This window comes from Halalkalibacter oceani (assembly GCF_023715605.1).
GTDB lineage: Bacteria > Bacillota > Bacilli > Bacillales > Bacillaceae_D > Halalkalibacter > Halalkalibacter oceani.
The window spans coordinates 56,005-69,364 of record NZ_JAMBOL010000008.1; the positions used below are offsets into that span (position 1 = coordinate 56,005).

Genomic DNA, 13,360 nt, shown 5'->3' on the forward strand with positions numbered 1-13,360 from the left:
GCATTGAAAAAAAGGATAGGCCGGACGTAAGGTAAAAGAATCTTTGTCCAGCCTCTTTGCTCATACTCCGATTCGGCAATAGCCCGTCACAGGTTTATTAGGAGGGGGGCTTCCCAATAACCCTTGTGCCTGAAGAAGCTGCTGAAAAAGGATGATTTTCACTTTTTTCAGCTTTCAGCGGGCCCCTGCCCGAACGGCTTATTGCTGGAACTGCACTTCTTCGGTAGAGCCCGTTAAGGCAGTCGTCGAAGCTGTCCCGCCTGATACGACCTGTGCCACCTCGTCAAAATAGCCCGTGCCAACCTCACGCTGATGGCGCGTCGCGGTATACCCGTGCTCCTCCGCCGCAAATTCAGCCTGCTGAAGCTCCGTGTACGCGCCCATTCCACGCTTTTTATAGTCTCTGGCCAACTCAAACATACTGTAATTTAAAGAGTGGAAGCCGGCTAATGTGACAAACTGGAATTTGTAGCCCATTTTACTCAATTCGATTTGATACGTTTCAATCGCCTCGCGGTCGAGATTGGCTTGCCAGTTGAAGGAAGGAGAGCAATTATAGGCCAGCATTTTTCCAGGAAAACGAGCATGAATCGCTTCAGCGAACTGCCGTGCCTCCTCCAGACTTGGCTTCGAAGTTTCGCACCAGAGCAAATCAGCATACGGCGCATAGGCGAGACCGCGAGCAATCGCCTGATCAATTCCAGCCTTTGTCCGGTAAAAGCCCTCTGCTGTTCGCCCCCCGGTAATGAACGGGGCATCCGCCGGATCGATGTCACTCGTAATCAGGTCGGCTGCGTCGGCATCCGTCCGGGCAATAATGACAGTCGGCACACCAGAAACATCGGCCGCCAGCCGGGCGGAGACGAGGTTGCGAACCGCCGTTTGTGTTGGAATAAGAACCTTCCCACCCAGGTGGCCGCATTTCTTTTCCGAAGCGAGCTGGTCTTCAAAATGAACGCCCGCCGCCCCGGCTTCAATCATCGCTTTCATCAGCTCAAAGACATTAAGCTGTCCGCCAAAGCCGGCCTCCGCGTCAGCGACGATCGGGGCGAAATAATCAACATCCCCCTCCCCTTCCATATGCTGAATCTGATCAGCCCGGGCAAGGGCATTATTCATTCGCTTCACAACCTGAGGGACAGAGTTCGCCGGATACAAGCTTTGATCGGGATACATCTGACCGGCAAGATTGGCATCCGCCGCGACCTGCCAGCCGCTTAAGTAAATCGCTTTCAAACCGGCCTTCACCTGCTGGACGGCCTGATTTCCTGTCAGGGCGCCAAGTGATTGAACAAAAGGTTCTTCTCTTAACAGCTTCCACAGCTTCTCCGCTCCTGCCCTCGCAAGTGTATGCTCAATCTGAATCGAGCCTCTTAGACGCATCACGTCGTCTGCTGTATACGGCCGCTCGATCCCCTGCCAGCGCGCCTCTGTTTCCCATTGCTCCTGCAGCCTTTCCGCTTCCAATCGTCCATTTTGCTTCATCATACTCTCCTCATCTCCTGTCTTTATAATGTTTTGCAAAATATCTGTCGTCCCCATTTCATACTAGCAATGTACTATAACAGAATATATTTTGCATTTTTATAATATAACAGAAACGACATAAAAACAATCACTTATTTTAAAATTTTTTGACTATTTTTATGATTTGTCTTATAAATCCTCTAATTCCCCTTTTCTGTTATACATCAGAACAACAAAAAAAATGCCGCCAAAGGTTGTGTTTCAACCTTGTGACAGCATTCCTTTCGCTATGATTTTACAGCATGCAGCCGTTTAGAGACTAAGCCGTGCTTCGGTGAAAAGATAAAACTGATCAGAAACACCAGGCCTGTCGCAAAAGCCATTGAGCCGGAGATCGACGTATCGATCCAGGCTGCGAGATAATAGCCGACGATTGCTGAAATGACGCCAAAGGAGCTGCTCAGAACAAGCATTGTCAACAGCTTATCTGTCCACAAATAGGCGGAAGCAGCCGGAGTAATCAGCATCGCCACGACCATAATCGCTCCAACAGCATCGAACGAAGCGACCGTCGTAATCGAAACGAGGCTCATAAAAAGATAATGCATCAGCAGGACCGGTATGCCTAAGCTTGCCGCCAGCGCCGGATCAAATGAGGTGATTTTCCACTCTTTATACAAAGCAATGACGAAGAAGAGGACAATCAGAAAGACAAGGGCCAGCATCGCCGTCGTTCTTGGAATTTCCCCGATGACCGGCAGCTCCATCATATTAAAAGGGACAAAGGTGATCTCGCCCATTAACGCATGCTTCACATCAAGATGAGCATTTCCAGCTGACGTCGCAATTAAAATAACGCCAATTGAAAATAAAGTCGTAAAGACAATTCCCATTGACGCATGAAGCTCAATGTCCAATGAATGGAGCCATTGGACGAGAAAGGCAGTCAGCAAACCGGCGAGAATCGCTCCGATTAGCATATGCGGGCCTTGGAGTTCCCGCGTGATCAAAAAAGCAATGACGATCCCGAGCAGGACGGTATGACTGATCGCATCCGACATCATCGCCATCTTTCGCAAAATAAGAAACACGCCGATCAAGCCGCAAGACAGACCAACTAAAGACGCCGTCAAAAGAATCCAGGCTGTATACGTCATGATCCTACCCCTTTAGTATAAAGCTGTGCCTTCTGCTGCTCCCGCTCTACTTGCTTTTTCTGAGCCTTAAATTGCAAATGTTGGACCAATACCCCTTTTTCCTTGCCGAAAAGAAGGGAAACGACAAAGCAGGCAGCCGCGGCGACAACGATAAACGGACCTGTCGGCCAGCCGCTTCCTAACGCACTGATCGCGGTGCCGACCGAGCCAGCTATCCCGCCAACGATTGCTGATAGCAGAACCATCCATTTAAACGATTGCGTCCAGTAACGCGCGCTGACCGGCGGAATAATCAGTAAAGCGGCGATCAAGATGACGCCGACCGCTTGGATGCCGATAACGATCGTCATGACCAGCACAGCTGTATAAAGTATATTCATCCACGTCAGCGACAAACCGAGCCCTTTGGCAAAGCCCGCATCAAACAAATAAAGCTTCCACTCCTTAAAGCCGATTACAACTACGAAGATGACGAGAAGCGCTAAGCTGGTCATCGTATACACATCGGCGCGGACCATCGATGCTGCCTGACCGAAAATGAAGCTGTCCAGACCGCTCTGATTTCCGCCGGCTGTCCGGTTCACCACCGTTAACAGCATAATTCCGAGCCCAAAAAAGACCGAAAGCACCATGCCCATCGCTGTATCAGCGGTTACCCGTGTCGCCGATTGAATCCATTGAATAAAGAAGGCACCGAGCAAGGCGCTGATCGCCGCTCCGATAATCATAATGAACAAATTCTTTTCTCCTAATAGGAAAAAAGCGAGCACCACCCCGGGTAGGGAGGCGTGAGCAAGCGCATCACTCATCAGGCTCTGCTTGCGCCAATAAGCGAGGCAGCCAATCGTGCCAGCCGCAATTCCAAGAATCATCGTACTAATCAATACCCATTGAGTGTTACTACTTAAGAGAATGGACCACATGCTGCTGCTCCTCTCTTAGTAAACGCATATTTCCACCATATGCTCTCGTAATATTATCATTTGTAAAGACTTCCTTCGTTTTACCATGATCGATCACCGTGCGGTTCAGCAGCAAGACATGGTCAAAATAATCCGCAACCGTCTGCAAATCATGGTGGACGACCATCACCGTTTTCCCGCGTGCTTTTAATTCCTTCAACGTCGTCATAATCGCCCGTTCCGTCGCGGCATCGACCCCGGCGAGCGGCTCATCCATAAAATAGAGATCAGCTTGCTGCACCAATGCCCGCGCTAAAAAGACGCGTTGCTGCTGGCCGCCTGACAGCTGGCTGATCTGCCTGTTTGCATAATCAGCCATCCCCATTTTATCGAGCGCTTCATAAGCCTTTTTCTGATGCGAACGGGATGGCCACTTGAACCATCCGATCTGTCCATATAACCCCATCGTCACAACATCCAAAGCATCGGTCGGAAAATCCCAATCAACCGATCCCCTTTGCGGCACATAGCCGATTCGCTTCTTCGCTTTTTTGAATGGCAGGCCGAAATAGCGGACCGTTCCTGACAAAGCAGGATGAAGCTGCAGAATCGTTTTCAAAAACGTCGACTTTCCCGCGCCGTTCGGGCCGACAATTCCCGTCAACGAACCGGCCTCTACTTCTACATCGACATCGTGCAACACCGTTTGCTTCCGGTAAGCCGCAGCTAAATTTTCCACTTGCAGCACTGCTTCTGCCATCTTACTCATCTCCTCCGCTTAACGCTTCATAGATCGTCTCGACATTGTGGCGGTACATCCCGATGTACGTTCCTTCCTCGGTTCCAGCTTCACCCATCGCATCCGAATACAGCTCTCCGCCCAATTCAATCTCAACGCCCTCATTCGCCGCTCCTTCGATCACCGCCTGGATCGTCCGGGCCGGGATACTCGTTTCAACGAAAATAGCAGGAATTTGGTGCTCCTTCACAATCGCAATCGTTTCATTAATGTCAGAAACCCCCACTTCATCTTCTGTGCTTAGCCCTTGGAGACCGATAACTTCCATCTCAAACGCATTTCCGAAATAGCCAAAGGCATCATGGGCTGTGACAAGGACACGCTGCTCCTCCGGGATTCCACCAAGTTTCTCAAGCGCCTCCTGATGCAGCTCATCAAGCTCGGCGAAATACGCTGCTTTATTGGCTTCAAAATCATCAGCATAGTCAGGAGCGTAGGCTTTTAATTCCTCTACCGCCGCCTCAAGCGCCTGCTTCCAAAGACGGATGTCAAACCAGATATGAGGGTCAACCACTCCGTCCTCCTCTTTTAACAATTGATCCTCTGAAATCGTATCACCAATCGCCACAACCGGTTTTTCCGCAGCAATTTGATTGAAAATCTCAACCATATTGACCTCTAAATCAAGACCACTGTAAAAAATCACGTCCGCTTCCTGCAATGTCGCAATATCTCCCTGAGTGGCATTATAGAGATGAGGATCAACGGATGGTCCCATTAAACTGTTTACCTCAATATAGTCGCCGCCAATCACCGATAACGGTTCCCCGATTTGTGCAATCGTCGTTACGACTTTTATCGTTTCTTCCGCCTCTTCCCCTTCACCACCTGTCCCGGTCTCCGCTTGATTACAAGCAGCGATCATCCAACCGAATAGGACAGCCAACACAACAAACCTCCAACTTTTCTTTTTCATGATTTCCCCTCCAAATTCTTACTCGATTATCCTGGTTGCAAATATGCGTACATGCACAAACATTTTATGTAGACAAATATATTTGTCTAGGTAATGTTTGTTTCCCTAAGGAAACTTTACTCCCAAAAAAAAACATTGTCAATATCTTTTTTTCCGCTGCCGATCTTTCCTAACAAAACCATGAACGTATTTTAACAAAAGAGAATGGACCAGACTGGACCATTCTCTCCCTTTATTCTATGCAATTGTATTCATCCGGGCCACTGGGGTTATCCCGTTCTCTTATAACCTAAGCCTCTCGTATTCCGGGCAATAAACTGCTGAGTTTCTTCCGCAATCCGTTCCTGGTCGTAATCGAGTGAAGCGACATGATAGGAATTTGTCAGCGTACGCACCTCTTTTTGTTCTGAGCCAATCGCACGTAAAATGAGATCGGTGCTCGCCGGCGGGACGACATGATCTTCAGTTGATTTGAAGCAAAAAACAGGTGTATTGATTTGGGCGAGCTTCGCTGGTGTACGGTTCATTAATGTCTGCAGCTGGTGAATCGCGGCTACCGGTACTTTGTCATAGGTGATTTCCTGAACATCCTGGCGTTTGATGTCTGGGTTGACTTCATCGACATATGCAGGAGCTGAGACATCCCGCAAATACTCATAGCCTGGAACGCGCAAAGCGGCATTGATGAGCACCAGTCCTTTCACTTCCGGGTATTTTTCGGCCAGCCAAAGTGCCAATGTTCCTCCCATTGATTGTCCGACGACAAATACAGACGAGCATTGCTCCTTTACGTATTTGTAGCCTGCTTCGATATCAGAAAACCAATCCTGATAGGTCGCGCGCTCTAAATCCTTATAATGTGTGCCATGTCCCTTTAAGCGGGGCGCATAAACAGTGTAGCCGTATTCCGCCAGCTTTTCCCCGAGAAATGCAACACTTTGCGGCGTACCGACAAAGCCGTGCGAGATCAAGATTCCAATGTCGTTTCCTTTCTTATAAAAGGCTTCTGCTCCTTCGATCACCGGGTAGCTTTCTTTCATCTCTGTTTCCTCCTTAGCTTTGTTCGCTTTTATGAAGCGCTCTTCGTTTCCGAACATTGTCATATTCTGTTTCAACCTCTGATAAGGTCAGCTCGTAAAGATGATGGCCATCTTTCTTATAAACGCCTAAGTGCAGTAATTTTTTAATTAATTCTTCTTTCCTCCGAAGAACTGCTTCACTTAATTGTGACATTTGCTTACCTCCTCAACTGATAGGTTCATGTATCAAATTGACATTGGATAAACCAGTTCCTAGCTTTCAGCTGACCTAAACAAAAACGCCTAACCTTAAAGACGAAAAGGTTAGGCCTTCGTTTGCCGATCAGCTTAAGATACACCTATTATAAATCTTATTATTCCGACCTGTCAACTATATTTTATAACAAAAAGAAAAGCAGGGATAAGACAAAAGGGTATTTTTATCTTTTGCCCAGCCCTTACCGAAAAAACAAATAATAACGTAGATATGGGGTGACTTCAATCTGAAGCCGCCGGCAGCGAAAACCTGAATACATAGGCTTGCTCGTATTGCGCCTTCACCTGATCCTGAACCGACTGAAAGTATTCACTCTCTCCAGAAATGTCGATAAAGCTGCCAGGTCTTTTTCTCATCAACTGGACATGGAAGCCTTCATTCGTAAAAGCCGAGGCAATCTGATCAAGCGTATGGACATTCGCCTTTAAATGACTGTACTGTTCAATCGTCTTTTGAAAATGAGCGGCGCTCGGGTTATCACTCAGGTCGGTATACGTTACATAATATACGCCACCCGGCTTCAATGCCTGCTTGATTTTACGCGCATGTGTTTTCAAATCGTCGATTAAATAAATAACCGACAAAGCGAAGGCTAGATCAAACGTTTGCTCCAGCTGTTCAGGAGAGCCTGTCGCCACATAGCTAAGCGGCAGATCCCGCTTTCTTTCATTGGCGAGCTTGACCGACTCCACCCCGCGATCAATGCCGACGCCTGCCTTAAATGGCTTCACGCTGTACAAATAGCGTAAAAAACCGCCGCGGTTGCAGCCGAAATCAAGCACCGAATAAGTGGAAAGATCCTCTTCCTTCATATACGAAACAATCTCTTTCCATCCATCAATATGCTGCGCTTCCATGTTTTCTTCCTCTGCGGCATGATCCCACCAAACATCGTAAAGCTGCTCATTCTTACTCATTGCTGTGCCACTCCTTCTCTATTTTAGTTAAACAGGTTCGGATAAAAGCCTTGCGCTAAAGTTTCCACCGTATAGGCCATCCGGTTTCCAGGAAGAACACTTTCGAGCGTAATTGCGACAAAACGTTCATTTTGTACGGCTTCCAGTTGCGAAAGCGCCGGATCATTTTTAATATCCTCTATTTTCTGCTCCAATGACGGCGAATCGTAATCGTGAACGACGATCACGTCTGGGTCTCGCGCCAGCACTTCCTCGTAGCTTACGGTCGTCCACTGCTGGTCGGTAATATCATCGAATACATTCCTTCCGCCGGCATATTCAATCAGTAACGTTTCAAAATTCGTCCCTCCGGCTGTGAAGACGCCATCGCCACCACTGTCATAAACAAGGACCTTCACCGGTTCTTCGCCGGAAATTGTCTCCTCTACAGCGGCAATCCGCGCTTCCTGATCGGCAACATACGCTTCCGCCGCCTCTTCAATCTCGAAAATTTTTCCGATATCGCGAATTTCCTGATACATTTCTTCAAGAGACGTTGCGCTGTTCATGTATGTTGTCATCCCTAATCCGGCTAATTCGTCAACATCCAGTCCTTCGCCGCCAAATTCCCAGTCAATGCCGTAAATAAAGTCGGCTCCGCTCGTCGTCACCGCTTCTCGCGTCGCTGAGCCATACGTCAATTCAGGAATCTTCGCATACTCTTCTTCATACTCAGGAAGCGGTCCTCTGCTGTGATTTTTAAGGCTGTTGCCAATCACATAATCCGTTAAGCCAAGAGCAATAAACAATTCAGTCGTGTTCGGACCTAATGTCAGCACCTTCGTCGGCTTTTCCGTTACCGTTACTTCTCTGCCGTAGTTATCTAAAGTCAGCGCTTCAAAATCCGTCGCGGCCTCTTCAGCCGTTCCTGTTTCCTCCTGCGAACCCGTTCCTTCTGCTTCCTCCGTCTCGCCTGTTTCCTGATCCGCCGTCCCGCAGCCGGCCAGTAGTAAGCCAATCAGCGCGATCATTATGAAGCCACCTATCCATCTTTTTTTCATCCTGTTCCTCTCCTTTATAAGTGTAGGCTTTCCGGTAAATAAGTAATTGAGATTTTTTTCGTTACCGGATGTATCATCACATCGGCTTTAATGCCGTAAACCTCCTGAATCGTTGCCGGGGTCAAAATGTCCTCCGGCGTTCCGGCCTTTTGCAATCGACCGTCTTTTAGTACGTAAAGCCGGTCACAGTACAAGGCGGCGAGATTCAAATCATGGATCGCCGACAACACTGTTACGCCGAGCCCTTTAATCAAATCAAACATTTGCAGCTGAAAGTGGATATCCAAATGATTGGTCGGCTCGTCCAAAAGCAGAAAATCTGTTTGCTGCGCGAGCACCCGTGCCAGTAACACCCGCTGTTTCTCCCCGCCGGAAAGATGAAGATAATTTCGTTTCGCCATCTCTTTCATCCCGGTCTGCGCCAACGCTTTTGCGACAATCTCTTTATCCGCCGGCGTGTCGCCATCAAACAGCTTCTTATGCGGGCTTAGCCCCATCGCGACGATTTCCTCCACTTTAAAATCAAACGGGACTGCATTTTCCTGGCCGACGACTCCGATTTTCTGAGCGGCTTTCCTGTTGTTCATTTTCAGCAGATTTTCGCCGTCTAAGAGCATCGCTCCGGAATCCGGCTTAAGCGCCCGGTATAAATTTTTCAGCACGGTCGATTTGCCGCTGCCATTCGGACCGATAATGCCGATAAACTCCCCCTTCGTCACATGAAGGTGAATATCTTCAATGATTTTGTTCTCGTCATACGAAAAGCTCAGCTGCTCTACTTGCAGTTTCATCATTTCACCACCTTCATACTCGTGATTTCCGCTTCAAAAGCCAAATGAAGAACGGTCCGCCTACTAAAGCGGTCAATAGCCCGATCGGCAATTCCTGCGGGGCGATCACCATTCGCGCCGCGACATCGGTCCAGACGACGATAATCCCGCCGAGCAAAGCGCTCACAATCAGTACCCGCTTATGGTCTGAACCAATGAGCAAGCGTGTCATATGCGGCACCATTAAGCCGATGAATCCAATCGATCCGCTGACGGCAATCGTCACCCCGGCTAAAAGCGAGGCAATCAGGACGAGCAGCTTTTGCAGCCGGCTCACATTGAATCCTAACGTCCCGGCTGCTTCATCTCCCAGCAATAAAGCATTTAATGCCCGATGCTGAATCATCAGCACCGTCATACAAACGACAATCACAATGAGAGGAAGCTGCAAATATCCCCACTTCGCTCCGGCGAGACTGCCGGACATCCAGAAGGTGGCATTATGTAACCCTAGTGCATTCGGGGCGCTTAAGGTTATAATGTTTGTAATCGCATCCATGATCATCGCGATCGCGACACCCGAAAGCAGAAGCTGGGTAATGTTGATTCTTCCTTTCACCCGGGAAATCGTATAGACGATGATAATCGTCGCCGCCGCCCCGATGAAGGCGCTGATCGAAAGCGCATATGTCCCTAAAAAGGCAAAGACACCGAACAGCATGCCCAATGTCGCGGTTGCCGCCGCTCCTGATGAGACGCCGAGAATAAACGGGTCGGCTAAATGGTTGCGGACCAGGGCCTGCATCGTTACCCCGGTGACAGCAAGCGAAGCGCCAACAATCATGCCGAGCAGCACCCGTGGCATCCGCAAGCCCCAGACGATATTTTCATCGAGGTCCGTCCAGCTCACAACAAAAGACTCGGACAGAAAGGGAATCCTGCTGAGGACGATTTTGGCCACAGTCAGTGGATGTACCGAGACAGGACCGATTCCAATTGCTAAAATAATCGATAAGATACTAATGAGGACGAGTAACGAGACAATCACCTTCATATTCGGCTCATCCCGGTTAAAAAGTTTTCTGATTCCGGCTATTTTCTTCCCAGACATTCTCTTTCCTTTCGCAGTGTTTATTTTCGATTAAGAAAAACGCGTAGTGGCTTTTCTTTGAATCATCCCGCACATTGTTCCCCATTCTTATCTTTTCTACATAACATTGAATTCACTATAAAACGATCGGTGTTACGTTTCTGTAAAATTGTAACACGATTAGACGGACGTGTATAGTTTTAATTATCAATCTTTTTTCTACGGCAGAAAAAGCGGCAGCGCCAAAAGGTAAAAACAACCTTTCGGCACTGCGCCATTTAAAATGCCTTATCTTCCATCGTGGAACTGAACAGGGTGAATGGTTTCTGAAACTTCACAGCTTAAGAGCAACCTCCTCTCCATCATTACTTCAACGAGAAGCTTGCTTTCGTATGTTCACAGAATAGTTTATTTTCCACTCTTCAAATTTATCATTGTATTGAGATTATTTTCATTTATCGGTATGATAAGAATAGTGCAACGTTAAAGGAGGACTTTTCAATGACAGAAGCAGTTAACAACGAGCAGGGATCGGTCAAGCTGGAGCGGCAGGGGGCCGTCGCCGTTCTCATTCTTTCCCGCACCCATGCATTGAATGCGATTACATGGGAAATGTATAAGCAGTTTCAGGAATATCTTCAGCAATTAGCAGAGGATTCAAGCGTGCGTGCCTTAGTCATTCGCGGCGATGGCGAGAAAGCGCTTGCGGCCGGAACGGATATTTCCCAATTTGAAGGCTTTACCGGAGCGGACGGAATCGCCTATGAAAAAAGAATTGATAAAATTATTGATGAGCTCGAAAACTTTCCAAAACCAACCATTGCCGCAGTCCACGGGTATGCCGTTGGCGGCGGAATGATGATTTCAGCCACTTGTGATTTGCGCTACGGAACACCAGATGCCCAATTTGGCGCGCCAATGGCGAGAACACTTGGAAACTGCCTCAGTCTGGCAAACTATCAGCGGTTAGATCGCCAGCTCGGTTCGATGGTGCTGAAAGACTTACTGTTCACGTCCCGCCTGCTAAAAGCGGAAGAAGCTCTGTCACGCGGCTTTTTAACTGCGATTTTTGATCAGGAGAATTTCTTCGATGAAGTTATGGCCATTGCAGAGCGAATCAGTAAGAACGCCCCATTGACGATTGAAGCGACGAAGGAAGCGCTAAACCGGATCCACCAGACTCAGGCTTCCGCTTTAGATGAAGACAGCTTCGATGATGTCGTTTCCAAAGTGTATGGAAGCGACGACTTTGCCGAAGGCGTAAAAGCCTATATGGAAAAACGCAAGCCTAATTGGCAAGGAAAATAAGCCGTTCAACGGCAGCACTGCCGATTTGCAGGCATGCAGAATGAAGCGAAAGAGAGTGTCCTCCGTTGGATACTCTCTTTTTGCCGTGCGCTTCTCCAACAGAAACAACCATCCATCGTCATTGATGAATGGCTGCTTCGTTCATTGCCGCGTATTATCTTACATGCATCTCATTCGGATGTGAGCCGCGGCGTCTATTGATGTTCAGCTGACTGATCTGTTCGATCTCCTCTGCTGTTAACGCAAAGTCGAATACATTAAAGTTCTCTTCAATTCTTGAAGGTGTTACCGATTTTGGAATAACAATTGTGTTGTTTTGCAAATGCCAGCGCAGCACAACCTGTGCCGGAGTTTTCCCGTGAGCCGCTGCGATTTTTGTAATGACATCGTCCTTTAACACATCCCCGCCCTGTTCAAGCGGGCTCCAAGCCTCAACAAAAATATCATGCTTGGCGCAAAATTCCTTTATTTCTTTTTGAACCAAATATGGATGGCACTCAACCTGGTTAAGCACCGGCTTGACATCACATTCATTCAACAGGCGCTCAAGATGCTCAATCTCAAAGTTACAAACGCCGATCGCTTTTACGCGGCCATCGTTATAAAGCTTTTCAAGCGCTTTATATGTATCTACATATTGATCAAATTTCGGTGTCGGCCAGTGGATCAAATATAAGTCAACATAGTCAAGGCCGAGCCGTTCCAAGCTTTCATCATAGGCGCGCAGCGTATTGTCGTAGCCCTGATCACTATTCCACACTTTTGTCGTAATAAACAATTCCTCGCGCGGAACAGACGATTCCTTCAACGCTTTCCCGACGCCGGCTTCATTTTTGTAAATCATCGCCGTGTCGATAGAGCGGTAGCCGACTTCCAACGCCTTTGCCACAGCTGCCGTTGCTCCGTCATTCTCCACCTGCCATACACCAAATCCAAGTTGAGGCATCTTTAAACCGTTGTTTAAAGTTACAAATTCCATCTTCGCTTCTCTCCTTTTTCTTCATACTTTGATCGTATAGCTTTTGTTACTTCGTCGTATGTTATTCTTGGTGAATGGATGATAGCATGGCATCACCTACTGTTATTTTACAAAAGCTACCATAGTATGGAAAGTAGTTCTTTCATTATAATACAGTAAATGACAAAAGTAACTTATTTAGCATTGTAAGGAGAAAGCATTGAACCGTATTGAAATTTAGTTCAGATTCTTCTAGCAAAAAGCGGTTTTAAAGGTTTACATACTGTCATCACCGTTTGTCGAAATCTGCCACGTGACACCAAACTTATCTTTCACCTGCCCATAGGAAGGGCTCCACGGCGTCTCCGCGAGTGGCATCAACACTTCGCCGCCTTGCTGCAATTTCTCATACACGTCTTTTGATTTTTCCACATCGTTTAATGTAATGGCTACATTTACCTGTGAGCCGAGTTCATACGGCTGACCGGGGAAGATATCTGACAGCATAAGAAATGTATTGCCCACCTTCAATTGTGCATGAAGCACCCGGTCCTTCGCTTCGTCAGGCAGAGGAAATTCTGGATTTTTCGGCAATTCTCCAAAAGTTTGCACACCTAACACGACAGCTTCAAGTGCATCCTCATAAAATGCAATAGCCTCTTTCCCGGTCCCATTCATTCTTAAATAAACATGAACGCCGACAATCATCAACACACCTCTTCTCAATTTTTTATTATCAC

The 13,360-nt window shown here is 47.7% G+C and carries 14 protein-coding genes; 1 reads left to right on the forward strand and 13 read right to left on the reverse strand.

Going from position 1 to position 13,360, the window contains the following annotated elements:
* Positions 1–198 precede the first annotated feature (198 nt).
* The 11 genes from aceA to M3202_RS10720 form a co-directional block, all read right to left on the reverse strand.
* The gene (aceA, locus tag M3202_RS10670) at positions 199–1,488 is read right to left on the reverse strand and encodes an isocitrate lyase (RefSeq protein ID WP_251223325.1); all 1,290 of its coding nucleotides are present in this window, start codon (positions 1,486–1,488) and stop codon (positions 199–201) included.
* Between the two features lie 266 nt (positions 1,489–1,754).
* Positions 1,755–2,624, reverse strand: a complete 870-nt coding sequence (locus M3202_RS10675; RefSeq protein WP_251223326.1) for a metal ABC transporter permease — start codon at positions 2,622–2,624, stop codon at positions 1,755–1,757.
* On the reverse strand, positions 2,621–3,547 hold the full coding sequence (locus M3202_RS10680; RefSeq protein WP_251223327.1) for a metal ABC transporter permease: 927 nt from the start codon (positions 3,545–3,547) through the stop codon (positions 2,621–2,623). Before M3202_RS10680 ends, M3202_RS10675 begins: the two co-directional genes overlap by 4 nt.
* Positions 3,525–4,286 carry a metal ABC transporter ATP-binding protein gene (locus tag M3202_RS10685; protein WP_251223328.1) on the reverse strand — a complete coding sequence of 254 codons (762 nt, stop codon included), beginning with the start codon at positions 4,284–4,286 and terminating at the stop codon, positions 3,525–3,527. The genes M3202_RS10680 and M3202_RS10685 overlap by 23 nt, the downstream gene beginning before the upstream one ends.
* Before the next feature lies 1 nt (position 4,287).
* Positions 4,288–5,241, reverse strand: a complete 954-nt coding sequence (locus tag M3202_RS10690; RefSeq protein ID WP_251223329.1) for a metal ABC transporter solute-binding protein, Zn/Mn family — start codon at positions 5,239–5,241, stop codon at positions 4,288–4,290.
* 269 nt (positions 5,242–5,510) lie between these two features.
* Positions 5,511–6,281, reverse strand: a complete 771-nt coding sequence (locus M3202_RS10695; RefSeq protein WP_251223330.1) for an alpha/beta hydrolase — start codon at positions 6,279–6,281, stop codon at positions 5,511–5,513.
* Positions 6,282–6,294: 13 nt separating this feature from the next.
* Positions 6,295–6,474, reverse strand: coding sequence for a Fur-regulated basic protein FbpA (locus M3202_RS10700; protein ID WP_251193281.1), 180 nt, complete (start codon positions 6,472–6,474; stop codon positions 6,295–6,297).
* 284 nt (positions 6,475–6,758) lie between these two features.
* The gene (locus M3202_RS10705; protein WP_251223331.1) at positions 6,759–7,454 is read right to left on the reverse strand and encodes a class I SAM-dependent methyltransferase; all 696 of its coding nucleotides are present in this window, start codon (positions 7,452–7,454) and stop codon (positions 6,759–6,761) included.
* A gap of 23 nt (positions 7,455–7,477) precedes the next feature.
* Positions 7,478–8,494, reverse strand: coding sequence for an ABC transporter substrate-binding protein (locus M3202_RS10710; RefSeq protein WP_251223332.1), 1,017 nt, complete (start codon positions 8,492–8,494; stop codon positions 7,478–7,480).
* 14 nt (positions 8,495–8,508) lie between these two features.
* Complete coding sequence (locus M3202_RS10715) at positions 8,509–9,285, reverse strand: heme ABC transporter ATP-binding protein (protein ID WP_251223333.1); 777 nt, start codon at positions 9,283–9,285, stop codon at positions 8,509–8,511.
* Positions 9,286–9,298: 13 nt separating this feature from the next.
* A complete protein-coding gene (locus M3202_RS10720; RefSeq protein ID WP_251223334.1) occupies positions 9,299–10,318 on the reverse strand; it encodes a FecCD family ABC transporter permease in 1,020 nt (339 codons plus the stop codon).
* A gap of 537 nt (positions 10,319–10,855) precedes the next feature.
* On the opposite strand from M3202_RS10720, the gene M3202_RS10725 reads away from it, so the two are divergent.
* Positions 10,856–11,662: an enoyl-CoA hydratase gene (locus M3202_RS10725; protein WP_251223335.1), complete on the forward strand. Its 807-nt coding sequence runs from the start codon at positions 10,856–10,858 to the stop codon at positions 11,660–11,662.
* Positions 11,663–11,816: 154 nt separating this feature from the next.
* Here the strand turns inward: M3202_RS10725 and M3202_RS10730 are convergent, their stop codons facing one another.
* Together M3202_RS10730 and M3202_RS10735 are read right to left on the reverse strand one after the other, a co-directional pair.
* Positions 11,817–12,641, reverse strand: coding sequence for an aldo/keto reductase (locus M3202_RS10730; protein ID WP_251223336.1), 825 nt, complete (start codon positions 12,639–12,641; stop codon positions 11,817–11,819).
* A 255-nt stretch (positions 12,642–12,896) separates the two neighbouring features.
* Complete coding sequence (locus tag M3202_RS10735; protein WP_251223337.1) at positions 12,897–13,328, reverse strand: VOC family protein; 432 nt, start codon at positions 13,326–13,328, stop codon at positions 12,897–12,899.
* Positions 13,329–13,360 lie beyond the last annotated feature (32 nt).

Excerpts from the sequence above, each read along its gene's own strand:
- aceA (WP_251223325.1), bottom strand. The coding sequence starts at position 1,488 with ATGATGAAGCAAAATGGACGATTGGAAGCGGAAAGGCTGCAGGAGCAA.
- M3202_RS10675 (WP_251223326.1), bottom strand. The coding sequence starts at position 2,624 with ATGACGTATACAGCCTGGATTCTTTTGACGGCGTCTTTAGTTGGTCTG.
- M3202_RS10680 (WP_251223327.1), bottom strand. The coding sequence starts at position 3,547 with ATGTGGTCCATTCTCTTAAGTAGTAACACTCAATGGGTATTGATTAGT.
- M3202_RS10685 (WP_251223328.1), bottom strand. The coding sequence starts at position 4,286 with ATGGCAGAAGCAGTGCTGCAAGTGGAAAATTTAGCTGCGGCTTACCGG.
- M3202_RS10690 (WP_251223329.1), bottom strand. The coding sequence starts at position 5,241 with ATGAAAAAGAAAAGTTGGAGGTTTGTTGTGTTGGCTGTCCTATTCGGT.
- M3202_RS10695 (WP_251223330.1), bottom strand. The coding sequence starts at position 6,281 with ATGAAAGAAAGCTACCCGGTGATCGAAGGAGCAGAAGCCTTTTATAAG.
- M3202_RS10700 (WP_251193281.1), bottom strand. The coding sequence starts at position 6,474 with ATGTCACAATTAAGTGAAGCAGTTCTTCGGAGGAAAGAAGAATTAATT.
- M3202_RS10705 (WP_251223331.1), bottom strand. The coding sequence starts at position 7,454 with ATGAGTAAGAATGAGCAGCTTTACGATGTTTGGTGGGATCATGCCGCA.
- M3202_RS10710 (WP_251223332.1), bottom strand. The coding sequence starts at position 8,494 with ATGAAAAAAAGATGGATAGGTGGCTTCATAATGATCGCGCTGATTGGC.
- M3202_RS10715 (WP_251223333.1), bottom strand. The coding sequence starts at position 9,285 with ATGAAACTGCAAGTAGAGCAGCTGAGCTTTTCGTATGACGAGAACAAA.
- M3202_RS10720 (WP_251223334.1), bottom strand. The coding sequence starts at position 10,318 with ATGAAGGTGATTGTCTCGTTACTCGTCCTCATTAGTATCTTATCGATT.
- M3202_RS10725 (WP_251223335.1), top strand. The coding sequence starts at position 10,856 with ATGACAGAAGCAGTTAACAACGAGCAGGGATCGGTCAAGCTGGAGCGG.
- M3202_RS10730 (WP_251223336.1), bottom strand. The coding sequence starts at position 12,641 with ATGGAATTTGTAACTTTAAACAACGGTTTAAAGATGCCTCAACTTGGA.
- M3202_RS10735 (WP_251223337.1), bottom strand. The coding sequence starts at position 13,328 with ATGATTGTCGGCGTTCATGTTTATTTAAGAATGAATGGGACCGGGAAA.